This is a genomic window from Paenibacillus sp. FSL R5-0810 (assembly GCF_038002285.1).
GTDB lineage: Bacteria > Bacillota > Bacilli > Paenibacillales > Paenibacillaceae > Paenibacillus_AQ > Paenibacillus_AQ lactis.
In genome coordinates this window covers 3,827,181-3,852,075 of sequence record NZ_JBBOCF010000001.1, presented here as the reverse complement: position 1 = coordinate 3,852,075, position 24,895 = coordinate 3,827,181, and the positions used below count along the sequence as shown (strand labels likewise).

At 54.9% G+C, this 24,895-nt stretch carries 21 protein-coding genes and 1 riboswitch; of the genes, 17 read left to right on the top strand and 4 right to left on the bottom strand.

Annotated features, from left to right (window positions below):
* Nucleotides 1-5 precede the first annotated feature (5 nt).
* From MKX76_RS17255 to MKX76_RS17215, 9 genes are all read left to right on the top strand, one after another.
* Nucleotides 6-1,118, top strand: a complete 1,113-nt coding sequence (locus tag MKX76_RS17255) for an SGNH/GDSL hydrolase family protein (protein ID WP_144868957.1) — start codon at nt 6-8, stop codon at nt 1,116-1,118.
* 528 nt (nt 1,119-1,646) lie between these two features.
* Entirely contained in the window at nt 1,647-2,702 is a 1,056-nt protein-coding gene (locus MKX76_RS17250; protein WP_028405442.1) for a LacI family DNA-binding transcriptional regulator, read from the top strand.
* A gap of 1 nt (nt 2,703) precedes the next feature.
* Nucleotides 2,704-4,575 (top strand): sensor histidine kinase, encoded by a 1,872-nt coding sequence (locus MKX76_RS17245; RefSeq protein ID WP_244869172.1) that lies wholly within the window; start codon nt 2,704-2,706, stop codon nt 4,573-4,575.
* A gap of 2 nt (nt 4,576-4,577) precedes the next feature.
* A complete protein-coding gene (locus MKX76_RS17240; protein ID WP_251536601.1) occupies nt 4,578-6,092 on the top strand; it encodes a response regulator in 1,515 nt (504 codons plus the stop codon).
* A gap of 113 nt (nt 6,093-6,205) precedes the next feature.
* Entirely contained in the window at nt 6,206-7,090 is an 885-nt protein-coding gene (locus MKX76_RS17235) for a carbohydrate ABC transporter permease (RefSeq protein WP_028405439.1), read from the top strand.
* Nucleotides 7,087-7,917 (top strand): carbohydrate ABC transporter permease, encoded by an 831-nt coding sequence (locus MKX76_RS17230; protein WP_007131208.1) that lies wholly within the window; start codon nt 7,087-7,089, stop codon nt 7,915-7,917. Before MKX76_RS17235 ends, MKX76_RS17230 begins: the two co-directional genes overlap by 4 nt.
* A gap of 177 nt (nt 7,918-8,094) precedes the next feature.
* Nucleotides 8,095-9,081, top strand: coding sequence for a glycoside hydrolase family 113 (locus MKX76_RS17225; RefSeq protein WP_341034290.1), 987 nt, complete (start codon nt 8,095-8,097; stop codon nt 9,079-9,081).
* A gap of 299 nt (nt 9,082-9,380) precedes the next feature.
* Nucleotides 9,381-10,691, top strand: coding sequence for an ABC transporter substrate-binding protein (locus MKX76_RS17220; RefSeq protein ID WP_210095372.1), 1,311 nt, complete (start codon nt 9,381-9,383; stop codon nt 10,689-10,691).
* Nucleotides 10,692-11,059: 368 nt separating this feature from the next.
* Nucleotides 11,060-11,638: an SEC-C metal-binding domain-containing protein gene (locus MKX76_RS17215; protein ID WP_007131211.1), complete on the top strand. Its 579-nt coding sequence runs from the start codon at nt 11,060-11,062 to the stop codon at nt 11,636-11,638.
* Between the two features lie 58 nt (nt 11,639-11,696).
* Here the strand turns inward: MKX76_RS17215 and MKX76_RS17210 are convergent, their stop codons facing one another.
* The 4 genes from MKX76_RS17210 to MKX76_RS17195 form a co-directional block, all read right to left on the bottom strand.
* Entirely contained in the window at nt 11,697-12,155 is a 459-nt protein-coding gene (locus MKX76_RS17210) for a hypothetical protein (protein ID WP_251536607.1), read from the bottom strand.
* A 129-nt stretch (nt 12,156-12,284) separates the two neighbouring features.
* The gene (locus MKX76_RS17205; RefSeq protein ID WP_050954056.1) at nt 12,285-13,136 is read right to left on the bottom strand and encodes an ABC transporter ATP-binding protein; all 852 of its coding nucleotides are present in this window, start codon (nt 13,134-13,136) and stop codon (nt 12,285-12,287) included.
* Nucleotides 13,137-13,159: 23 nt separating this feature from the next.
* Entirely contained in the window at nt 13,160-14,206 is a 1,047-nt protein-coding gene (locus MKX76_RS17200) for a FecCD family ABC transporter permease (protein ID WP_341034288.1), read from the bottom strand.
* A 5-nt stretch (nt 14,207-14,211) separates the two neighbouring features.
* On the bottom strand, nt 14,212-15,186 hold the full coding sequence (locus MKX76_RS17195) for a FecCD family ABC transporter permease (RefSeq protein ID WP_341034287.1): 975 nt from the start codon (nt 15,184-15,186) through the stop codon (nt 14,212-14,214).
* 199 nt (nt 15,187-15,385) lie between these two features.
* Here MKX76_RS17195 and MKX76_RS17190 point away from each other — a divergent pair, with 199 nt between their 5' ends.
* The 8 genes from MKX76_RS17190 (at nt 15,386) to MKX76_RS17155 (ending at nt 24,733) form a co-directional block, all read left to right on the top strand.
* Nucleotides 15,386-16,414 carry an ABC transporter substrate-binding protein gene (locus MKX76_RS17190; RefSeq protein WP_007131217.1) on the top strand — a complete coding sequence of 343 codons (1,029 nt, stop codon included), beginning with the start codon at nt 15,386-15,388 and terminating at the stop codon, nt 16,412-16,414.
* Between the two features lie 349 nt (nt 16,415-16,763).
* A complete protein-coding gene (locus MKX76_RS17185) occupies nt 16,764-17,297 on the top strand; it encodes a sigma-70 family RNA polymerase sigma factor (protein ID WP_028405431.1) in 534 nt (177 codons plus the stop codon).
* Entirely contained in the window at nt 17,257-18,660 is a 1,404-nt protein-coding gene (locus tag MKX76_RS17180) for a DUF4179 domain-containing protein (protein ID WP_341034285.1), read from the top strand. The genes MKX76_RS17185 and MKX76_RS17180 overlap by 41 nt, the downstream gene beginning before the upstream one ends.
* Nucleotides 18,661-18,825: 165 nt before the next feature.
* Nucleotides 18,826-18,929: riboswitch (TPP riboswitch) on the top strand.
* 418 nt (nt 18,930-19,347) lie between these two features.
* A complete protein-coding gene (gene tenA, locus MKX76_RS17175) occupies nt 19,348-20,052 on the top strand; it encodes a thiaminase II (protein WP_144878187.1) in 705 nt (234 codons plus the stop codon).
* A 147-nt stretch (nt 20,053-20,199) separates the two neighbouring features.
* The gene (gene thiM / locus MKX76_RS17170; RefSeq protein WP_445669845.1) at nt 20,200-21,051 is read left to right on the top strand and encodes a hydroxyethylthiazole kinase; all 852 of its coding nucleotides are present in this window, start codon (nt 20,200-20,202) and stop codon (nt 21,049-21,051) included.
* Nucleotides 21,048-21,881 (top strand): bifunctional hydroxymethylpyrimidine kinase/phosphomethylpyrimidine kinase, encoded by an 834-nt coding sequence (thiD, locus tag MKX76_RS17165; RefSeq protein ID WP_210095379.1) that lies wholly within the window; start codon nt 21,048-21,050, stop codon nt 21,879-21,881. The genes thiM and thiD overlap by 4 nt, the downstream gene beginning before the upstream one ends.
* Nucleotides 21,878-22,552 (top strand): thiamine phosphate synthase, encoded by a 675-nt coding sequence (gene thiE / locus MKX76_RS17160; protein ID WP_007131223.1) that lies wholly within the window; start codon nt 21,878-21,880, stop codon nt 22,550-22,552. The genes thiD and thiE overlap by 4 nt, the downstream gene beginning before the upstream one ends.
* A 228-nt stretch (nt 22,553-22,780) precedes the next feature.
* Nucleotides 22,781-24,733, top strand: coding sequence for a BglG family transcription antiterminator (locus MKX76_RS17155; RefSeq protein WP_341034282.1), 1,953 nt, complete (start codon nt 22,781-22,783; stop codon nt 24,731-24,733).
* Nucleotides 24,734-24,895: the final 162 nt, after the last annotated feature.

Sequence of the window (24,895 nt, the reverse complement as noted above, 5' to 3'; positions counted from 1 at the left end):
ACAACATGGGAAGTGATAGCGAGAAGCTAACATCCAGCCCTCTGTATCAATTGGACCGCAATATGAGCATCGGCAGCCCGCTCTCGGACCGCCTGCAGTGGCATTCCCCGCTGGAGGCCCCGTTTCTCGTAGCCGGATTCGGCTGGTTTCAGGCCGAGCGCCTGTACCGGAGATTGCCGGCGGTGCCGGACGTACCGGTCCGCCCGGAAGTGGATGCTTTGTCGAACTGCACCTCGGGAGGCCAGATCCGGTTCCGAACCGATTCGCGCACCGTATCGGTTCGCGTCCGCTTAACGTCAGGCTCCGGCATGTACCATATGCCGCCGACCGGGGAGTGCGGCATGGATGCCTATATCGGAGGCCCCGGGCATTGGATTCACGCGGGAACGGCAAGCTTCAAGCCCGGTCAGGAAGAATACGAGAGCAGCCTGTTCACCTGCGAGGACGCCGAGGAGCGCTCCTTCATGTTGAACATGCCGCTATATCAGGGCGTACGAGAGCTATGGATCGGATTGGAACCAGGTGCGAAGGTGTGGGCACCAGAACCGTATGATTCAAGCAAAAAGGTGATCCTGTACGGCACTTCCATCACCCAGGGCGGGTGTGCGTCACGGCCCGGCATGTCCTATCCGAATATCCTTAGCAGGCATATCCATCTGGAGTTTATAAACCTCGGCTTTTCCGGCAACGGAAAAGGCGAGCCGGAGCTGGCAATGCTCGCCTCGCAGATTTCGGATCCGGCATGCTTCGTTATCGATTATGAAGCGAACTGTGGAGGAACCGAGGAATACCGGCATACCTTGCCGGGCTTCATCAAGACGTACCGGGAAGCCCATCCGGATGTGCCGATCATTCTCGTATCGCGGATTCCGCATGGAGCGGAGTCCTTCAAGCCGGAGATCCGGGAAGGGCGGCTCGCCAGGCTGAAGTTCCAGTCGGAGCTTGTCGCGGAGCGGAATAAGGCCGGGGACCGGCATATTGTGTTCGTGGACGGGTCGGATCTGCTCGGCGACGATCCGGGCGAGGCGATGGTGGACGGCGTTCATCCGACGGATCTGGGCTTTCAGCGGATCGCAGACGGTCTGCTGCCGGTTATTCGGCAAGCGACGAGCCGGTAATACCAAGCATCCGGCTGGTAATGGCCGATTCGTTCAATCATTTACCGCCGAATAGCGGCGGGAAACAAGACGGCACGGGAGTCATTCCTGCGCCGTTTTTATTTTGCTTAGCTCCGCTACAAAAACTTCACTGTAGGCTCAATCGCAAGTCCTCAGCAGTAAGCTCGATCGCAATACCTCCATTGTGAGCTCCACACTCATGTTCACTGCAGACCCTCCATTGTAAGCCCCACCGCAGATTCTCCGCTTTAAGCTTCATCGCAAGTCCTTCACTGTGAGCACCATTGAAACTCCTCAACTATAGGCTCAGCCTCGAGTCCTACACATCTCCTCCACAGCTTAACCACAGGTCCTTCCACCGTAGCCCCACCGCATGTCCACTGGCGTCAAGCTCGACCTCACATTCACTACCGCAAGTTCTCTACCGCAAGGCAAAAGATAAAAATCACGATTGTTTTCCTGATTATTATGATGTTATGATAACAACAAACTAACATAATGATGATAGAAAAAGGATGTGCTGTTCACATGGCAGGCAAAGTAACGATGCAGCAAATTGCCGATCATCTCGGCCTTTCGAAGTTCGCGGTTTCTAAAGCGCTTTCAGGAAAGCCCGGCGTTAGTCTGGAAACGCGGGAGCGAATTGTGAGCGTGGCGACGCAGCTCGGGTATTTCGCGAATAAAGCGCCAAAAAACGGAAGCCGGAAGAGCGAGGCGGCGGGCGGGCAGACGGCTGCGCGCGAAACCGTCATCGTGCTCGTCCCGAACGTCCGCTATCAGACCCGCGACTCGATGTATTGGGGGCGCATCATCGACGGAATAACGAGCGAGCTTGAGCGCAGAGATATGGGGATGGTGATCGTGACCGACCAGTTCAAGGACAGCTTCGCCAATCTCATCAATCCCGCCGGCGTCAAGGGCATCATCGGCGTGGGCTTCATCTCGTCGCAGCTGCTGCTTGAGATCCGCAGCCTCGGCATTCCGTTCGTGCTCATTGACCATGAAGACCCGCTGATCCCGTCGGATGCGCTGTTCATGAATAATGTGGAATGTATCCGCAGGACAGCCAGCTACCTGATCGGCTGCGGCCACCGGAAGCTGCAGTTCGTCGGCAACATCCACTTCTCGAGGAGCTTCGCGGACCGCTATCAGGGATATCGGGCCATTCTGGAAGAGCAGGGGATACCGCTCGGCCAGAACGAGGAGCTGCTTCGTCTTGAGGGCGAGAACCGATCCGAGTTGACCGAGGCGCTGGAAGGAATTTTGGGGAGGATGGATGAGCTGCCGACGGCCTTCGTATGCGCGAACGACTCCATTGCCATTTGCGTCATGACCGTACTCGGAAGAATGGATGTAGCGGTACCGGAGCAATGCTCGGTTACCGGCTTCGATAACATCGAGGATGCGGCGAGCTCGTCCCCGTCGTTAAGCACGATCCATGTGCATAAGGAGGCGCTCGGCCAGCGGGCGGTGGAGAGCTTGCTAAGACGCGTGGAGCAGCCGGACAGCCCGCTGGAGAAAATACTGCTGGCCGGGGACTTCGTCATCCGGAATTCAACAGCTTATGCAAGGAAGGTTGACTGATGTGACAGGCTTCCGCCGTATTGCGCAGCTATGGAGAGAGCGGCCGGCCGGCCGGCTGGACCGCAAGCTGTCTGTCGTATTTTTATTTCTGATCATGCTGCCGATGGGGCTCATCACGTATTTTGCGGCGGAGCGTTATACGGCTTCGATCGAAAAGAATACCGTGGCCTATGTCTCCCAGCTGTCGAGCAAGATGATGGGCAAGCTGGACGATTACGTGAATGACATGATGAAGATTTCCATTATCCCTTCGTATTTGAATGAAATTCAATCAGGGCTGGACATGTCGAACCGGTATTACGAAGAGGGAGGCCCGTCTAAGGCAGCGGACCGCCCGAACGAGAGCGAGGTCAAGCTGCAGATTACGCGGAAGGTCGAGCGCAGCATTTATTTTATGAACAATATCAAGGAAGGTACCAGCAACGTATATCTGTTCGATCTTTACGGCAACCCGTATTTCGTGGTCAAAAGCGGCGGCAGCCGCTCGAATCTGCAGCAGTATTACGAGGGCTGGAGAAAGCTCGCCACCGCGGCGAACGGCCGGCCCGTGCTGGTCAGCACGCAGGAGATTGCGGTTCCTGCCGGAAGCAAGCAGTATATGTTCACGGTCGTCCGCGACATCATCGACAAGTCATATCACTCCATCGGGACGATTGCGGTCGATGCAAACATCGGCGTGATCGAGAATATCGTGACCGACCTCGAGGATACGACCCGCGGAAAGACCTTTATTTTGGATGATAACGGAACCGTCATTTACGACAGCGAGAAAAAATACTTGGCGCGCAGCATGAACGAGCATGCGGCCCTGGCCCAGGTTACCGGAAGGGAGGGGAGCTTCCGCATGACGATTGAGGGCGAGCCTCAGCTCGTCGTGTACAAGAAATCCGAGAAGACGGGATGGCTGATCCTGATAACGGTACCGGAGCAGCCGCTGATGAAGGAGGCCTTCGATACCCGCCGGATCACCATTGCCGCCGCCGTAGGCGTCACCGGATTTGCGCTCATGATCTCGCTCGTCCTTATCTATGCGCTGATGCGGCCGCTGAGATCCATTGTCCAGCATATGAAGCAGGTGCAGACCGGCAACCTGGATGTCGTATTTCCGGTCCGCAGGCGGGATGAAGCGGGTTTGATCGGGATTTCCTTCAACCGCATGATGGCCCGGATCAAGCAGCTGATCGACGATATCTACGCGATGGAAGCGAGGAAGAAGGAAGCTCAGCTGGAGAGCCTGCAGCACCAGATCAACCCGCATTTTATTTACAATACGCTCGAGACGATCCGGATGACGGCCGTGCTTCATGATGATGCCGAGGTAGGAGAAATGGTTCAGCTGCTGGGACAGCAGCTGCGGTACAGCATTCACGCCGGCAGCGAAATCGTCGAAGCGAGGCAGGAGTGGGCACATATTAAAGCCTATATTGAGCTGCTGAATTACCGATATGGAGATCGTTTCGTGCTCTCGCTGCCGGAAGAGGAAGCCGTTCATTCCATCCGGGTCATGAAGCTGCTGTTCCAGCCCATCATTGAGAATGCCGTGAATCATGGCTTCGATGAAACGAAAGCCGTCCTGCATCTGACGATTACCCATGAACGCGAGGGGGATCATCATATCTTCACCGTAGCGGATGACGGCCTGGGCATGCCGCCGGCAGCGCTAGTGCGGCTGCGCCGAGCGTTGGAGGAGGAGCAGCCGCAGGCAGCGGAAGGGCGGGGAATCGGTCTGCGCAACGTTCATGAACGCTTACAGCTGCGATATGGCAGAGCTTACGGGCTTGCCGTTCAGAGCGAGGAGGGGCTCGGAACGACGGTCCGGATTACGATTCCAAGTGACGATACAGAGCAGCATTTAAGAACAGGAGTTGGTTGAGGATGCTTACGATTGCTGTGGTGGATGACGAGGAGCGAATTCGGCTGGGGCTGGGCAAGCTGATTCGGGACGCGGGCGAGCCTTACCGTGTCGTCGGGACGTTCGCAAGCGGCCAGGAGCTGCTCGACCGAATGCATGAGCTGCAGCCGGACCTAGTCATTACCGATGTCAAAATGCCGCAGATGGACGGCCTACAGCTGATGGCACGCGTGCGGGAGCTCGCGAGCGGCGCGAAAATCGCCGTGCTGAGCGGCTACAACGATTTTGAGTACGCCCGGACGGCCATGCGCCAGGGCGCCGTGGAATATTTGCTGAAGCCGGTCAACATCAAGGAGCTGCATCAGCTGCTTGCGAACGTGCTTGAGATGGTGCAGAAGGAGCGAAGCGAACGAAGACTCGAGTCAGATGATCTGGTGAGCTTCCTGCTGGGTCCGGGTGAGAACAGGGTGCCGGAGCATCTCTTCGAAGAGGTGTGCGCAAGACTGGACCGCCAGCCTTTGTTCCGGGGTTATTATGCCATACTGCTGCTTCAGACTTCCTCGGAGGTGACGCCCGCCGGACTGGAGCATCTCACCGCCGAGTGGGGGGAGGAGCGCAGAATCGTGGGCTGCATCGACGGCCGAAGGGCCGTGATCCTGCCGGTGAGGCCCATCGAGCATGCCGGCATAGCCAGGGAACGCTCGGTGATGCTGCTGCAGCAGCTGCCTGCCGGAACCGCAGCCAAAGCGGGCATCAGCGGCGTGTTCTCCGGCAGCCAGTGGCTACCGCAGGCCTACGAGGAAGCGCTGCGCTCGCTGGAGCAGGCGTGGTACAGCCGAGAACGGCGGGTATGCGGAGCCCAGGGGGACGGGCAAGGGGCGCGGAGGCAGCCGGAGGAGCGCTACCGCCTGGTGCGGCTGCTGGACAAGCAGCTGTTTCCGGCTCTGCACGGGGGCGATTATGCCCGACTGCCGGATTTGGCCGGCGCCTGGCTGGATGAGGTTGCACCGTTGGCACCCGGGTGGGCGGAGCTTAAAGAAGCGTGCGCAGCGATCGCGGCCCATGGCTCGGAGGAGCTGGAGCACCGCGGGATTCCCAAGGATGAGGTCGAATGGCCCCATGATCCGGGGCGATTCGAGGATTGGCGTGCATTTGCCGCAGCGCTGAAGGCCGCGGTAGAGAAGCTAGCAGGTCTGCTGGAGCAGGTGAAGACTGAGCACCGGGCCGTTGAAACGGTCAAAGCTTATATCCAGCAGCATTTTACCGAGGAGCTCGAGCTTCAGCATTTGGCCGATCTCGTTTACTTAACGCCGAGCTATTTAAGCAAGCTGTTCAAGACCGAGACGGGAGAGACGATTACGGACTATATCATCAGCGAGCGGATCGCGCTGGCGAAGCGGCTGCTGAAAGAGGATCGCGGCCTGAAGACGTATAAGGTCGGCGAACGGGTAGGGTACCCCGACCCGGCTTATTTTACGAAGGTGTTCAAGAAGATGACGGGAAAAACGCCGAAGGAATACCGGGACTTTGTTAGGTGATTGTTATCTAAAATGAGGACAATAAAACGAAACCGAATCTATTATTTTTCAGCATGCTGTCTTTTATAATTATGAAATCGGTACCACTTCAAGCAGAAAGCGAGGAAGGGAGCTTGTTCAATTTCAGTTATAAAACACAGCGCTATCTTATTCTGTTCGGGTTCCTCACCATTCCTGTTGTCCTGTCTCTGACCTTCTCGTATTATCCGGCGATTTCCCTGCTGTATTACAGCTTGACGGATTGGACCGGCCTCGGCTGGGATATGAATTTCATCGGACTGGATAATTATGTGGAAATATTTACGAAGCCTGAAGTGTTCAGTACGTTGAAGAACAATCTGTACTATTTGGGCGGCGGCCTGGTGCAGGTCGTCTTTGCCCTGTATTTCGCGGTCATTCTGACCGGGAAGCTGAAGGGGAGAAACGGCTTTCGCGTAGCTCTGTTTCTGCCGTATGTTCTGCACAGCGTCGCGACGGTGATCATGTTCAAGAACGTGTACCACATGGAATACGGCTCGCTGAACACGCTCCTTGGCGCGCTCGGGCTGGATTCTTGGCAGCAGAGCTGGCTCGGCGACAAGCGGATCGTGAATTTCGCGCTGGCATTCATCTCCATGTGGAAATACATGGGGCTGAACATGGTGATCTTCATCGGTGCGCTCCAGTCCATCCCCGGCGATCTTTATGAGGCCGCTTCCATCGATGGCGCGTCGGGCTGGCAGAAGTTCCGCTATATTACGCTGCCAAGCATCCGCGGCGTACTGGAGCTGATGCTCATCCTGACCCTGACGGGCGCGCTTGAGGCATTCGATATTCCGTTTGTCATGATGCTAGGCGCAAACGATACGTCAACCTTTGTCATCCATACGGTGAATACGGCGTTTAAGTACCAGAACTTTGGCCTGGCTTCGGCCATGGCGGTCGTGCTGCTCATCATGGTGCTGCTGTTTATCGTCATTCAGCGGAAGCTGTTGTTTAGGGAGGGGAGAAGCGAATGAAGCGGGAACGATCCATCGCAATGACGATTTTTAATTATTTTACGCTGGCGGTTGCGCTGTTCGTTGTCTTCTTCCCGATCTACTCGATCGCGGTGGGAGCCTTCAAGACCCAGGTGGAGTATTATCAATCGGGTCTTGCGCTGCCGGACAATTTCTTCAACCTGGAAAACTTCAAGCGGGTGATCGACATTGGCGATCTGGGCCTCGGCTTCCGCAATATCCTGATTATTCTGGCCATTTCCGTGGCGGGAAACATCGTGCTCGGGACAATGGTTGCCTATGCGGTGGGACGCTTTGATTTCAAGCTGAAAAAGGCGATCATGGGCATGTACCTTGTAGCCCAGGTTATCCCGATGGTCACGACTCAGGTCGCAACGTTCAGCGTGATCCAAAGCCTGGGCGCCTACAATACGATGCTTGCGCCGATTCTGCTCTATTTGGGCGCGGACGTGCTCCAGATCGTCATTTATCTCCAATTCGTCAACAGCATTCCTAAAGATCTTGACGAGAGTGCCATGATCGAGGGAGCATCCCTGTTCAAAATCTATCGCTCCATCATCTTCCCGCTGCTTGCGCCGGCTACGGCAACGCTGATCATTCTGAAGAGCATTTCGATATATAACGATTTCTACACGCCGTATCTGTACATGCCGAAGCAGGATCTGAAGGTGGTATCCACCGCGATTTATTCCTTCATCGGTCCGAACGCGGCGCAGCTGAACGTCATTTCAGCGGGTATTCTGATTATCTTTATTCCGACGGTGGTGCTCTTCTTGTTCATGCAGCGGTATATTTTTGCAGGCGTGACGAACGGGGCGGTCAAGTAATTAGGGGGACGCTGACGGTGACGGATCAAAAAGGGTTCGGCGGGCCCGATGTGACGGATGGATGCATAGGGTTCGACGAGCCGGTGTGACGGATGAACGCACTAGAGTTCGACGCCCCGGTTTGCCGAGCCTAAAAAAGAGATAAAAAACGACATAACGGAGAGGGAGAGTGCCAATATGAATACAAACAAGATATGGCCGGAGTATGTCAACGGCATGACATGGGGGTGGACCGGCGTCCGGGGCACCTGGAGCGGGCCTGAAGCGGAGTTCTCCATGGAGCGAATGGCGGAGATGAACGTGAACTGGACAGCACTCGCGCTTTCCGCCGTGCAAGCAACGCCGCAGTCGACGGAGATTCCGTTTCGCGAGGAGCCGACGGTAACGGATGACGAGGTCCGATGGGCAATCCGCAAGGCGAAGCAGCTTGGCCTGAAGGTGTGCCTGAAGCCGGTCGTCAACGTTGGCAACGGCACATGGCGGGCGCATATCAGCTTCTTCGATGAAGAGGTGCCTGGCGAGCCAAGCTGGGCGGAATGGTTCCGTTCCTACGGGGAGTTCATCCGCCACTATGCTATGATCGCCGAAGAAGAGGGCTGCGAAATGCTGTGCATCGGCTGCGAGATGGTACAGGCCGATAAGCGCGAGGCCGAATGGCGGAGCCTGATTGCGGATGTCCGGTCGGTATATGGAGGCTTGATTACCTATAATTGCGATAAGTACCAGGAGGATCGCCTGACCTGGTGGGACGCGGTCGATATCATCTCGTCGAGCGGCTATTATCCGATCGATCAATGGGAAGCGCAGCTGGACCGAATCGAAGACACGGTCAAAAAGTGGAACAAGCCTTTCTTCTTCATGGAAGCCGGATGCCCGAGCCGCGAAGGCTCCGCGGCCCGGCCGAATGACTGGTCGCTGCCGGGCGGGCCGTCCGAAGCGGAGCAGGAGCGGTACTATGAAGCGATGTTCGCTGCATGCGCACAGCGGGACTGGATGCAGGGATATATGCTGTGGGACTGGCCGGCCCGGCTGTACGACGCGCAGGAGGCTTCGGAGAACGACGATTATTGCATGTACGGCAAACGCGCGGCCGGAACGGTGCGGCGCTTCTACGCAAGCGGCTCCCTGGCATTGGAAGCCGGTGAGAGTTCCGATGCTCGATAACACGCAAGTTTAAATAGGTTTATTGCTTTGTGAAGTGAACCGCATCGCATGCAGCTTCTGGCGCATGCGGTGCGGTATTTGCTTGGGAAGAGGCACGCTGTCGGGAGTCGGTAGGATCGATAGAATCCCCACCTAACAAAATAATCATAGGTTAGCATAATTTATGACAATAAAAACAAATGTACTTCATTTGTTTTGTTCTTGTTAGCTATTAATATTTGAGTTGTAAGCGATAACAATATCGGCATTCCCTTTTTGGGAGACGCCGGATCATTACAAAGTACAGGGGGAAGAGACAAATGAAGAACAGACTGACAATGCTGCTGCTTCTGTTATTTACCGTATCATCCATATTGGCCGCCTGCGGAGGCAACAAAGCGAATGATGCGGGCACGACGCCTGGTGCGAGCACGGGCAGCGAAACGGCCGGCACGGAGGGAGCGACCGAGCTTGGCGGCAAGCTAAAGGTGCTGACGCACCGTACGGATCTTGTGAACGACGGAACGCTCGATAAGTATGAGGAGGCTTTTAAAGCCAAGTATCCGAAGGCCGAAATCGAATTCGAAGGCTTGACGAACTACGCCCAGGATATCCAGGTACGTTTGACGACCGGAGAAGCCGGTGACGTGCTCATGATTCCGACCGGCCTTGCAACCTCGGAGTATCCGAAATATTTTGAGCCGCTGCCGGATGCGATGTTCGAGAACGTGTATTTCGCGGACAACACGCTGTTCGAAGGCAAGCGTTACGGGATTTCGACCGGCGTGAATACGCAAGGGATCGTGTATAACAAAAAAGCGTTCGAGGCTGCCGGGATCGACAAGGTTCCCGGGACGCTGGATGAGCTCTATGCCGCGGCCGAGAAGCTGAAGGCAGCCGATATCATTCCGCTCTACATGAACTTCGGCGCTCAGTGGACGATGGGCAACTGGGCCGATAACTCGGCATGGTATGTGGCAGGCGATCCGCAATATCACTCGAAGCTGGTATCGGAAGAGGCTCCGTTCCAGGTTGATAATGCATGGGGCACGCTGGCCCAGATTGCACGTACCTTCGTGCAGAAGGAGTGGGTAGAGAAGGATCTGTACACGAATAACTGGGAGATTTCGAAAGGGGAAATGGCTGCCGGCAAAGCCGGGATGTATTTCCTTGGCAACTGGGTCATTCCCCAGGTGATCGGCGCAGGCGCCGCTTCAGAGGACATCGGGTTCTTCCCGCTCCCTTACGACAACAGCGGCAAGTATAACGCACCGCTTGGCTCGGACTACTTCGTTGCAGTCAGCAAGGACAGCGAGAACAAGGAGCTGGCAACCGCGTGGGTGGAATTTTTCGTGAAAGAATCCGGCTACGTGGAAGATTCGGGCTTTATGCCGATTATCAAGACGGCCGAGTCCACCATTCCGCAGCTGGCTGAATTCCAGTCGTTCAATCCGACCCTCATCGAGAGTGAGGCGACCGATCCGAAGTTTAACGAGATTGCGAATAAAGCCCAGATCGGCATCGGAACCGGCGACTATGTACAGGAATATGTCGTAGCCGAGGATCTGCAGGCAGCGTTCGACAAGCTGAACGCGAAGTGGAAGGAAGCGAAAACCGCGCTCGGTTATTAATTAGATCAAGCCGAAGCTGTCTCCATCACGGGGGCTGGCTTCGGTTTTCTTACATAACCAAGGCTGCTTGCTCCGAAATGAAGTATGTAAATCATGGGAAGGGATAAGTTTTTACAAATTTGTTACTTCTTACTTGCATAAAATGAAATATTATAGAATAATAAAATAGAGCGCGGCTTTCCACGAAGCAACCCGCGTTTTTTTTGCTATTCGCCCCGGCCATTCGTCTCTGAGCGTAAAGGACTATCCCTTTAGGAGATGAATCAGGGGAGGAACGGGAAGCATGCATGAGCATTTTACAGGTAGAGGTGCGCTTTTCGAGCTTTTCCATGTATAATAGAAGAAATCATCTAAATAGGAGCTAGGAAATGAAAAAGCTAGGAAGAAACGATCTATGTCACTGCGGAAGCGGGAATAAGTACAAAAGATGTTGTCTTGAGAAGGATCAACGCACGATCCAAGGTAAGGTCATTCCGTTCCCTGGTACCAGAGCTGCATCCGTACCACAGCAAAAGGCTGACCAGCTGCGCCAGATGATTCACGATAAGCTGGATTGGATGGACTGGAATGCGGACGAGCACCGTGAGCTCGCCGAGTCGTTATTTCCGCAGATTTGCCGGGATTACGAGCTTAAGAGCGAGGAGCAGCTGTTTCAAGTGTTCAGCCTGCTGATCGTCTGGAATAACTTCTCCAGGGAAGCCAATCCGAAGTACCGCAAGCCAGGCGGATACGCCAGTGCATTAGAATATATTGCGACTTCACTGCTTAACATCTCCGTGACGAAGTCCGACATTGCGAAGAAGCATGAGGTTGCCGTAGCAACCCTGACCCGCAATAGCGGACAGATTCAAGATTTTATGGATGGCATAGCGGCCTCCGGTGACCAGTTGGATTCCGAGGATGCAGAAGAAAGCCATGAGGATCAGGATTTGTCTGTAGGGCGTTAAGCAGTCTTACGGAAATATAGAGAAGCCGTCCCGGTTCGGGGCGGCTTATTCGCGTTGTTTACTCCAAGCGCGTGCGTGCCCGTGCACCCGCCAATAGCCTCCCCAATACAACCCCATACAGCAAGTGGCCGGACAGCCACAGCAGGAAAGAGACCGGATCGGTAAGCTCCGGCGTCCGATCGGATAATGCTGTTGTCGGGTAGAGCAGAACGCCCACACCGGTGCAGGCGGCTGCGACAAAGGTGAAGGCTCGTGCAGGCGGCAAAAGCTGCATGCGCAGAATCTGAGCCAGCACAGCGCTAAGCAGGACGGAAATCGCAAGATGGAGCAGAAACTCCACCCATTCCGGCAGCTCCAGACGATTTAGGCCGGGGATATAATCGACGTTCAGAAGCAGCGTATACACGTTGAATGAAGTGAAATGCTCGATAAATTTAAGGTATATCCCCAGAAGGCTGCCTGCAGCTAAGCTAGAGCCGAGCATTCGAGCCGGCGTAATTATAGGTTCTTTCAACATATACGCCACCTTGCTGTTTGTTGAACTGGTTTGTGTCGGATATTCCATACAGATAATTCCATACAGAAGGGCTGTTTCCCTTCACCTTCACGACTTCGGTGAGGAATACAGCCCCGTGCATTTCGGTTGCTATGCGGTTGTCAGCTCTCGGAGCCGTTCCGTCTCCTCTGGAGCAGACGAGGCGGTTTGCGTCCGGCGAAGGCCCTTTCCATGCGGAACGCACATCGGCGTCCCGTACAGCGGGTCGGGAATAATCTCGCACGGCAGCTGGAACACCGTCTGCATCAGCTCGGAGCAGATAATATCCTCCGGTCTTCCCATCGCCTTGATGCTGCCGTCCCGGATGGCGACAATATGATCGGCGTAACGGCAGGCCAGATTGATGTCATGCAGCACCATGACAATGGTTCGTTGTTCCTGCACGTTCAGTTCGTACAACAGATCAAGCACCTCGATCTGGTGCGTCAGGTCCAAATACGTCGTAGGCTCATCCAGCAGAATCAGCGGCGTCTCCTGCGCAAGCGTCATCGCGATCCAGGCCCGCTGACGCTGCCCGCCGGATAGCGAATCCACCGTTCGATCGGCAAGGCCCGTAAGTCCGGTCGACTCAAGAGCTGCCATGACGGCCTTCTCGTCTTCAGGCGACCATTGGCGAAGCCAGCTCTGGTAAGGGTAGCGTCCCTGCTTGACGAGCTGCAGGACGGTCAGCCCTTCCGGTGCCGTCGGACCCTGGGGCAAGATGGCCAGCTTGCGGGCCACATCCTTGGTCGACATGCCGGCAATGTCGGCGCCGTCGAGCACGACCGCGCCGCGCTGCGGCTTCAGCAGCCGGGCCATGGAGCGCAGCAGCGTCGATTTGCCGCATCCGTTGCTGCCGATGAACACGGTGATTTTACCTACGGGCACGGTCAAATCCAAATTTTCAAAGATGTAGTCGCCCCCATAGGAGAGGCTCAATCCTTTCGCTTCGAGTGCACTCATCATGTCAGCTCCTTTTTTTTATATTAAAACCGATTCCGATTGCGGTACAGCAAATAGAGGAAGAACGGCGCCCCGATGGCGGCGGTGAATACGCCGGCCGGAACGTCGCGCGGCAGAAACGCCGTCCGCGCCACCAGATCGGCGGCAAGCAGCACGATCGCGCCGATCAGGGCGCTTACCGGCAGCAGGCTGCCGAAGGAAGGTCCGACCAGCCTGCGGGCCATATGCGGGGCCATCAAGCCGATGAAGGCGATCGCGCCTCCGATGGAGACAGCCGCCCCGGCAAGCGCCACGCTTAAGCCGATCAGCAGCAGGCGCTGCTTCTGCACATGGGCGCCCGCGCTGCTGGCAACATCGTCCCCGAGTGCCTGGATGTTCACATTGCGGGCCTGCAGCCAGGTCACCGGCAGAAGGACCGCTACCCATGGCAGCAGCGTCATAACGTCCTTATCCCAGGACATTCCATATATGCTGCCTGCCATAAAAGTAAGAGAGCGATCGGCCAGCTGGAGCGGGCCGGAGATGATCAGCATATACGAGATCGATTTGACCGCCGCAGACACCCCGATGCCGATCAGCACGAGACGAAGCGGCGATACGCCCCCTTTCCAGGCCAGCACGTACAGCAGCCCGGTAATGAGGAAGGCGCCGAGGATTGCGAACAGCGGCATCCAGTGAATCGATACGGTTCCGGTGAACAGGAAGATGAACAGCACCGCGCCGAGCGATGCGCCTTCCGTCATGCCGATCACGTCAGGGGAGGCGAGCGGATTGCGAATCACGCCCTGCAGGATGGCGCCGGCTACGGCCAGTGCCGCTCCGATCAGCACGGCGATGATCACCCGCGGCAGCCGGAGCTTCATGACGATGACCTGCTCCATCGGCGGGGCTTTGCCCGCCAGCGCTTTGATGACGTTCAGCGGCGATATGGGCTGGCTTCCCATGCCCGTGCTAACCACAATGACGATGAAGCATACGGCAAGCAGGATGAGGGATACCCAGACGGTTCTTCGCTCCAGCATGAATGAAATGCCGGCCTTTCCTCCACGGAGGATGCGGTGCTTGCTCATGATGTTCACCTTCCTTTCCTGGCAATGTACACGAAGAACGGCACACCGATGATTGCCGTCATAACGCCGACAGGAACTTCCTTCGGCATCGCGATGTACCTGGAGCCCAGATCGGCCGTTACCAGCAGGATGGCGCCGAGTACCGCGCTGTAGGGCAAGATCCATCTGTAATCATTTCCTATAAAATAGCGCACGATATGCGGAATAATAATGCCAATGAATGCAATCGGTCCGGCGGCGGCAACGGATCCGCCAGCCAGCAGAATGACTGCGGCCGCAGCAAGCAGCTTGATAAGCGCGGTCTTCTGTCCAAGGCTTTGCGCGATGTCATCGCCCATGGAGAGCGCGTTCAGATGCCGCCCGAGCAGGAGGGCGATCAGCATGCCTGCCGCCATGTAAGGCCAGACGGCGTTCAATTGGTTCAAGTCTCGACCGGCAACCGATCCGACGAGCCAGATCAGCACCTGGTCGAACATTTTACCGTCGGAGAGCATCAGTCCTTGGGTCAAGGAGTGGAAGAATGCGGCCATGGAGGCGCCTGCCAGCGTAATCTTGACCGGGGTCATGCCGTCACGGCCGATGCTGCCGAGCATAAATACGATGCCTCCGCTGACAGCGGCGCCGATCAGGGCCACCAAGGTAAATGCCTGCAGCCCGTCAACCCCGAGCCAGCCTGCGGCCATAATAATGAAGAAGGCTGCACCGGCATTCACGCCTAGCGTGCTGGGCGATGCAATAGGATTGCGGGTGATGACCTGCATCAACGCGCCTGCGATTGCGAGGCTCGCCCCTACGGCTGCTGCGATGAGTGCCCGGGGAACCCTTGCGGTCAGGATGATGAGATGCTCGTTGCCGCCATTATAGTGAGCGAACGAGTTCCATACTTCCGTTAGCGGAATGTTCGTTACGCCGAACGCGATGCTGCCCATCATCGCGGCGGCAAGCGCCAGCAGCGATATCAATAGTCCGAGTAAGCGCATATATACTCACTTTCTTAAGTTCATGGATTATTAAGTTCATATGAATTTTAGGTGAAAGGGAGCCGATCTGTCAATGAACTTGATAATCATTCTCAAAAAATATATTGATATTTTTGCTGGAAACCGTTATAGTTTTGAATCGGTAAGTGATAATGATTTTCAATAAAGCGGAAATGATATGAGGGGGATTACGATAGGAATGGGACAAGGAACAGCTAAGAAACCGGGCCGAAGCCTGAAATGGAGCTTGCTGGCGCTTATTATGGTTGTCATACTCGCAGGCTGCGGATCGAATGGGACGCAGAATAATGCAAGCCAGCCATCGAACGGAGAAAGCGGAACGGCTCCTGCGAATAACGGCTCCGGTGCATCCGGCGATTCTTATGAAGTGGTGCATGCGATGGGAACCGAAACGATCAAGGGCACGCCGCAAAAAGTGGTCGTCCTTACGAACGAAGGAACGGAAGCCTTGCTCGCACTGGGCGTGAAGCCGGTAGGCGCCGTTAAATCCTGGACAGGCGATCCGTGGTACCCGCATATTAAAGACCAGATGGAAGGCGTTACCGTGGTCGGCGAGGAGAGCCAGCCTAACATTGAACTGATTGCCGGACTGCAGCCGGACCTGATCATCGGCAACAAAATGCGTCAGGAGAAAGTGTATGAGCAGCTGAAGGCGATCGCGCCGACGGTATTTGCGGAGGATCTTCGCGGAGAATGGCAGAACAACTTCAAGCTCTACGCACAGGCAGTGAACAAGGTAAGCGAAGGGGAAGAGCTTCTCGCGGCGTACGACCAGCGTATTCAGGATTTCAAGGAGAAAGCCGGAAGCAAGCTGGATGAGACCGTCTCTGTGGTGCGTTTCATGGCCGGCAAGACGCGCGTTTACCATACGAACACCTTCTCGGGGGTTATTTTCGATCAGATCGGCATCGCACGTAATGAGATGACGAAGAACGCGAAGGACAATTTCGTGGACGAGATCACGAAGGAGCGGCTTCCTGAGGTGGATGCCGACAGACTGTTCTACTTCACGTACGAAACCGGCGACGGCGGCGCCAACCAGACCGAGCAGGAATGGGTCAACGATCCGTTGTGGAAAAACCTGAACGTCGTTAAGAACGGTCAAGCCCATAAGGTCGATGACGCGATTTGGAACACCGCAGGTGGCATTCTGGCGGCAAACCTGATGATTGATCAGCTGTATGAATTTTACGGCTTGGAGAAATAAATCGTGTCCTGCCCCCATTTTATATAGAGAGTATGATGGGATACTAGTAAAAGCAGCCTGTTGAGTCCGCTCAACAGGCTGCTTTCGTTTGTCCAGTGTTTTCGCATTCTTCAAACACTAAGCATTGCCACCGGGTAACAATTGGACGGTTCGATGGTGTGAAAAGGAATATCTTGCCATGGTTCCTGACTTTTTCCGCAACTTGAGCAAACGTATGATCCAGATTCTATTCTTACAAAAATATGCCCTGTAGTTAAGATTAGACTAGCGCAAGCCACTGCTTTTTTGAGCGCTTTGGGAACCGACAGCGGTTGATCTGCATATTACCTGTGAAAGGAGCGTGAGATTCGTGGAGCAGGAAGAAAGACTAAGGGACTGGATGGAGAAGTATACGAACCGATTGTACAGGCTTGCGTATACCTTGACTCACAGCAAGGCCGAAGCCGATGACCGCGTCCAGGACGGATTCATCAAAGCATATTATGCGATGGGGACGTTTGATCAGCTGCGAGATCCTTTTCCTTGGCTGGCGAAGATCGTCATAAACGAGTGCAAAATGGCAAAGCGACGAAGTTTTCGCGAGATCGTAACTAATCTTCTTCCCGAAAGATTGTCCGTTAGTACGGAGGAGACCGTTCTGCGTTTGGCAACGAGCAACGAGATGTATGAAGTGATTTTACGATTGCCGCTGATTATGCGCATTCCCATCGTCCTTCACTATTTTGAAGAGCTGAGCGTCCAGCAAATCGCAGACATTACCGGCGTGCCGACAGGAACGGTGAAATCTAGACTGGCACGAGGAAGAGCAAAACTTAACCGATCGCTAAAGGAGGCAGGAGTTCATGATCGACCAACAGATTCAGAATGCGAAACGATCCTATGAATCAATGGAGACCGATGTAGACCGTTTGATGGAGCGTGTCCGGTACAGTGTTAGCAGCGAGGATTGTACAGGCATGCTTCATAACAACCGCTCACAGCGGATTATCCGCCGCTTGTCGCTAACCGCAGTCGTAACCCTTGTGGCCTGTGTAGTGATACTCGGCAGCGGCTTCGTCTCCCCTATTATGGCATCCGTACTACAAGAAATACCGTTCGTAGGTTCTGTTTTCCAGCGTCAGGAGCAGCACCAGTACGTTCGCGAAACAGCCTTGAAAACAGCTTCTGAAAATGGAATGACGGCGCAAGTCTTGCAAGCTGTGAGCGACAACGGGATTACGCTGCAAATTCAAGAGGTGATGTATGACGGTGATCGTCTCTCCATCGGTTATATACAACAGGTTGAGGATGGATTCTCCGGTAGGCATGGTTTCATAGACGGAATCAAATTCAAAATTGACGGCAAGCCATACGCAGACCGTGTCGGTGGCAGCGGTCCTCTACCTATTGATAGCCAAACAGGAATTGGACAAATCAGCTTGCTGCCATTCAAACAGAAGTTACCGGATGAATTCGAACTAACGATCGAGGTAGCAAACGTGGACGGAGTTAAAGGTCATTGGGATTTTTCAATTCCCATTAAAAAGACCGTTTCCGGAACGAAATCATGGATGCCGATGAGGAGTGCAACGGATGGAGAAACCACCCTGCTGATTAAGAAAATAGGCTTTAAATCCGGTACGGGTACGATGGACGTGGAGCTAGTATACAGGCGGCCGGCAGCTAAAGCGCAAGATCCCATGTATGATATCCTAGCTATTACTGATACTGGAATGGAGTTCAAACCTTATGAGATGGATGGAGATGGCTACGTCGAAGACGGTACACATGTCCAGTTAGGAACCTTTCGATTTGAATTACCTCTTGTTACGCCGAAGTCCATTACGTTCCGTCCGTATTTGCGCGGGGATGTGCCGGTATATGGAATTAGAGTGCCGATGAAGCATGAACCGTCGACCGATCATCCTCTAATTATTCCTCAAGGGGAATTAGGCCGCCTGTTAGTGACGAAAGTGGAACGCTTAAAAGATAAGACGATCGTACATTACCGGAAAGAAGTCACTGACCCCCTTCAGCAAACCGAGTTGATCCTCGAGGATTTGGAAGGCAAGTACAATTTTTACCCATGGGACATGTACATCATTCCTTCCGAGGAAACGAAGACGAGGTTAATTGATGCCAAAAATAATGCTTACGTAACCGAATTCCCGGCCTTAAATTCGGATCAACAGCCAGTCTTTGTCACCCATGAATACAAAAAACCTATTTTCCTGAAAGAGCTCGAAATGACAATACCGCTTCAATAAGGTAAGCATCGGTCAATTGATGGCATTTGCGAATGAAAGCATGAACGGTCACCTTTTTTTCTGGAAAAAGGGGGTTAGGGGGTTATATCTACCGAGTATTGCAGCAAACACGGAAACGTTTGACACCACCGCTAAACCTATGTACAGTAATAGTCAATAGAATAGGAAGTCCACTAGGGGAGCCGTCAGCGGCTGAGACAAGAGCGTATCTTGGACCCTTTGAACCTGATCTAGTTCGTACTAGCGTAGGAAAGTGGAGCCTTCACGGATAGAGTCCTTTTTGCGCCTGCTTCTGCCGGGCAAGAGGACTATTGCTGAAGCCGCTCCGTTTTTCGGGGCGGCTTTGTTTGTCATGCTCCGAAAAACGTAATTTCCTGCATCTTCGTCGCACAGCACGATAGCGCACGAGTACGAGCTAGCAGCATGCAAGGTTGCCATATGCCGTGCATAAAGGGTTGGCCGTGTACATAAAGGGTTGCCGGATATACACATGTAGCCGGGTACAACGGCTGCCGGATCTGCAAAGTTCCCGGATGCAACCGTTGCTGATATGAAAAGGATGCACGGTATGCGTAGGTTTGCGGGACATGCAACGGATGCTTGGCTTCGAATCCCCGGATTACCGGGATTGCCTGGTCGCTAGGAGGACTTCCTGCTCTTCATTTCAAGATGGAGGTGGGGGAAACCATGACGTTTACCCAAGAGCTTCGCCAGCAGGCGGACGGAATTTTCGAGGCGATCGTAAACCATCCCTTCGTGCGGGGAATTGCCGCCGGGAAGCTGGACAGCGAACAGCTGATTCACTATGTGAAGCAGGACTTCGAGTATTTGAATGCCTACATTCGCATTTATGGCGTCGCCATATCCAAGTGCACGAGCCGGGAGGATATGGCGGCGTTCAACGAACAGATTGCGTTTATCCTCAACAGCGAGGTGCATCCGCATCAAAATTTCTGCTCGGTCGCGGGAGTGAACTATGAGCAGCTCCAGGGCTACCCTCTTGCACCGTCTGCGCACCACTATATCCGTCACATGCTGACCGTTGCGCATGAGGGAACCCTCGGCGAAATTATGGCGGTCCTGCTTCCTTGTCCGTGGACGTATTATGAGATCGGCCGCAGACTGCTGGATGAAGTTAAGCCGGATCGCACCCATCCGTTCCATGAATGGATTCATTTTTACGGGAATCGCGGAGAGGATGCGGCAGGGAAGTTCCTTGGCCGTGTGGATGCGTGGGCGGAAGGAGCGACGATGAAGGAGCGCGAGCGGATGCGCGAGCATTTTATGCTGAGCTGCCAGCTGGAGTATATGTTCTGGGACATGGCTTACAAGCAGGAGGAATGGCCCGTGCCGTTCCAGCCGTTGGTCGATGCCACGGGGTATGGGCGCTGAGCATTTGAGTTATGGGACAGACAGGGGTAACGAAAGGTCATGCATTTTGAGAATGAATCAGAATTCGGGTTGAGATGAGATTATGGGTTTCATATGTCGTATGTCATATGCCAAAAACCAAGAAAAGAATGGGAAAGGATGATGGCAATGAGCGGAAATACATGGGATTCGGAGCTTGCGGGGCTTTTAACGAAGGTGCAGCAGCAGAAGCCTCTTGTCCATAACATGACCAATGTGGTGGTTACGAATTTTACGGCCAACGGCTTATACGCGCTGGGCGCGTCGCCGGTAATGGCATATTCCCCCGACGAGGTGGCGGATATGGCCCAAATTGCCGGAGCGCTCGTGCTCAACATCGGCACGCTGTCCCGCGAACAAGTGGATGCGATGATCCTTGCCGGGCAATCCGCCAATACGCATGGCGTCCCGGTCCTCCTCGATCCGGTAGGAGCGGGGGCAACGCCGTTTCGGACCGCTTCTGCGCTGCGGATCCTGCGTGAAGTGAAGGTTTCCCTGGTGCGGGGCAATGCGGCCGAGGTTGCCAATCTGATCGGCGAAGTCCGGGTGATCAAGGGGGTCGATGCAGACGACTCTGCGTCCGGCGGGAACTTAGAGCTGGCCCTGCGGGCTGCACAGCGGCTAAATACGGTGGTGGCTATCACTGGAGAGGAGGACGTGATCAGCGATGGTGTTTCGGCGCGAATCATACGCGGCGGGCATGCGATGCTGACGAAAGTAACCGGAGCGGGCTGCCTGCTCACGTCCGTGCTCGGGGCCTTCGCCGCTGTGGAGCCGGATTTGCTGCTGGCGGGGACGGCTGGCCTTGCCTTCTATGGGGCAGCAGCCGCCCGCGCGGCCGAGCAAACGGCCGGACTCGGGCCGGGCAGCTTCCAGATCGCCTTCCTGGATGAGCTTGCAAAGCTCCACTCCGGTTCGCTCGAAGGGCACGCGTCGGTCCGCGAAGCGGACATCCTGACGGAAGGGAGCGTGTCCCGATGACAGACGCGCGGATTCCGAGAGCGCTGACGATTGCCGGGTCCGACAGCGGGGGCGGCGCAGGTATTCAAGCGGATCTGAAGACGTTCCAGGAGCTGGGCGTATTCGGCATGTCGGCATTGACTGCAGTAACGGTGCAGAATACATTGGGCGTCCATGGCGTCTATCCGCTCCCGCCGGAAGCGGCGGCGGAGCAGATCGAGGCGGTGGGCGGCGATATCGGCGTGGACGCCTTAAAGACCGGGATGCTGTTTCATGCGGATGTTATCCGCCTGGTCAGCGCTAAGATCCGGTCGTTTGGCTGGGAGAACGTCGTTGTCGATCCCGTGATGATCGCCAAGGGCGGTGCGGAGCTGCTGCGTACTGAAGCGGTTGATGCACTAAAGCGGGAGCTGCTTCCCTTGGCGATGGTGGTGACGCCTAATATTCCGGAGGCGGAGGTGCTGGCGGGAATGGGAATCCGCACGAGGCATGACTGCCGGGAAGCGGCTCGCCGCATCGGCGGGCTCGGTCCGCGGATCGTCATCATCAAGGGCGGTCATGGCAGCTTCGAGGAGGATGGAGATCAGGTGGTGGATCTGGTATATGACGGCACCGGCTTTACGGAACTCAGCGCCAAGCGCGTGAACACCGTTCATACGCATGGGACCGGCTGTACGTTCTCTGCAGCCATTACGGCAGGTCTGGCCCAGGGCTTGAGCGCCTTCGATGCGATTCAGAGCGGGCGTTTATTCATTCAAGCGGCCATTGAGGACGGATTAAACTTGGGGCAGGGACAGGGCCCGACCAATCATTGGGCATACAATCGCCGCCGTCAGGAGGTGCTGCAATGACAGGCAGAGTGGCACCTGAGATGATGAGGCGGCATCTGCGGATGTACCTCGTGCTCGGCAGCGTGAACTGCATCGTCGAGCCTAGCTTGGTCGTGCAGGAGGCGTTGGCTGGAGGCGCAACCATGGTCCAATTTCGTGAGAAGGGACATGGAGCACTCAACGGGGAGCCGATGCTCCGGCTGGCTCGCCGGATCCAGGAGCAGTGCCGGCAAGCACGCGTACCCTTCATCGTCAATGACGATGTAGAGCTGGCACTGAAGCTGGACGCCGACGGCGTGCATATCGGCCAGGACGACGAATCTGCGGCTTCGGTACGTGAACGGATCGGCAACCGGATGCTGGGCGTCTCGGCGCATACGGTGGAGGAAGCCCGGCGCGCGATCCTCCATGGTGCCGATTATCTTGGCATCGGACCGATCTATCCGACCCGCTCAAAGGATGATGCCAAGGCTGCGCAAGGCCCGGCAATTCTCCGTGAGCTGCGCGAAGCTGGAATCCGATTGCCGATCGTTGGCATTGGCGGGATTACCGTGGAGCGCGTGGAGGAAGTGATTGGAGCGGGTGCGGATGGCGTCGCGGTGATATCCGCCGTGACGGGAGCGGCGTCGGCGCAGGAGGCTGTGGAGGCTTTTATGGGAAAGATACGCCGAGGAGCCGAAGGGATTTCTTAAGTTGTACGAGGATTATAAGCGGATCAAGAACAAGGGTGCCGACTTTTGAGGCATCCTTGTTTGGTTTACCGCTCGCTCCGTTTTCCTGTCAACAAGCCCTTTTATAGCTCCCTTCCCGTGTAACGTCCCCGTTCAGATTGCCATAGCGACCCGGATATGATATACGTAGGACGATGTACCTGCTCTACGAAGCGTGAGCTCTCCCAATAAGCTGAATAGGAGACCGGAATGAATAACAGGCAAAAAGAGATTTTTCGCAACTTGTTAATGGAAACGAACCGCCAATGGCTCGTTCAGGATCTCGCGGATCAGACCGAGTGCTCGGAGAAGACGATCCGTAACGATCTGAAGGTGATTGAAGAATATATCGTTAAGCACTCCAGTGGCCGTCTGGTGAAAAGGCCGGGACTTGGCGTCTATCTGGAGATTGGAGAAGCGGATCGGGCTGATTTGTTCCACCGTTTGTATTCCAACGAGCGTACCGGCGAGGATGAATCCGATGAGGGAAGGGTGCTGCACCTGGCATATCGGCTCTTGATGAACGCGAAGCCCGTAACCCTGCAGAACCTGGCTTCGCCGTTTTACGTGAACAAGGCGATTATCCGACGGGATATGGACAAGATTGCGGACTGGCTGCGAAGCTTTGATCTGAGTTTAGTGACGAAGCAGCGCGTAGGCTTCATGATTGAGGGTACGGAGAAGAACAAACGGATGGCGCTGGCGCGGCTGAACCAATTGATCAACCGTCCGGAGTTGACGGGACAGATGATGCGTAACCAGTTTGAACCGCACGAGATTGCAGCCGTGTCCCATGAGTTGAAGGAGCTGCAAAAGCAGCATCAGCTCCGCTTCACCGATGAAACCTTTGAAAGCCTGATGCTGCATATTCTGCTCATGGTCAAACGGACCAAGCTGGGTCAGCCGATTTCGCTCTCTGATCAGGACATGGCCTTTTTGGGAAACAAAACGGAATTTGCATGGGCGACGGACTTTTTGAAGCAGCTGCAAAAACTGTTTGCCGTCCCTTTCTCCAAGGAGGAAACCGCTTATCTAACCCTGCACCTGCTTGGCGGGAAGATCCGATACACGCAGGAGAATGAGGGCGTTGGACGAAGCGATCTGGCAGACAGCCACCCCCTCTTGCCCCGCCTGGTTGAGCAGCTGACCCAGCGGATGTCGGAGCTGAATATGCTTCCTTTCTCCAGGGACCCCGTATTGCTGAACGGGTTAAAATTGCATTTGTACACGACCATGAACCGTCTTCATTATGGTCTGCCTGTGTCCAACCCGATGCTGGCTGAGATCAAAAAGATGTACCCGTATATGTTCGATCGGGTCATTATGGCACTGGAAGAGGTAGGGGAAGCGTTCCATCTGTATTTTCCCGAAGAGGAGGCCGCGTACTTGACGCTGCATTTTCAGGCGTCCGTGGAGCGGCTTCACCAGAATGAAAGTCACCCTCAAAAGGTGATTATCGTGTGTCATATGGGGGTAGGGATGTCCCAACTCCTTCTCGCGAAGGTGGAGCGGAGATTCCCGTCCGTGCATGTAGAGACAACGATGTCCAAAGCGGAGGTAGAGGATTATCTGGCAGCTCATGAGGTGGATCTTGTCATAACGACCGTTGATCTTCCCAAGTTAAAAATACCGCATATCCTCGTTTCCCCTCTGCTCGAGGCCAGTGACGAGCGGAAGCTGGAGCAGGCGATCCGTCGGCTTGATGAGCCGGACGGCAGGGCGGCTGAGGAATCGGTTTTTTTGAAATATACGACACCTTTTCTCATCTTTCCTCAGCAGGAGCTAGAGCGTCCGGAACAGTTAATCTCCAAGTTTGCGCAGATGCTGGTGGACAAAGGGTATGTCCAGGCCGGGTATACGGAAAGTGTGCTGGAACGTGAGAAACTGTCTGCTACAACGATAGGAGGAGGCATTGCCATCCCTCATGGCGGCTCGGAGTGGGTTACACAGTCCTGCATCGTTGTCGTTACTTTGAAGCAGCCGATTACCTGGGGGACCGAGAAGGTAGAGCTTGTGTTCTTGCTTGCGATCCAGCATGATGAGCGAAAAGAGATGCGGCAGCTGTTCAAGGAATTGTCGCGCATCAGTGAGCAGCCGGCACTGGTCAGTGCGTTGTCTAAGGAAACGGATGCGATACGATTGCTGAATAGGTTAAAAGGGTAACATGAATGGTAGAAACGGTGATGATCAAGCAGGACGGCATACGTCCTGCTTTTTACATTTTTCAGGATGCTGCAAAGCGTTTGGGATAAGCATCGTTGCATAGGCCCGTTTTGAGGGATATTTTGCTTGCGAAATAAATCCGTTTTTTCCGGAAGTTCCGGT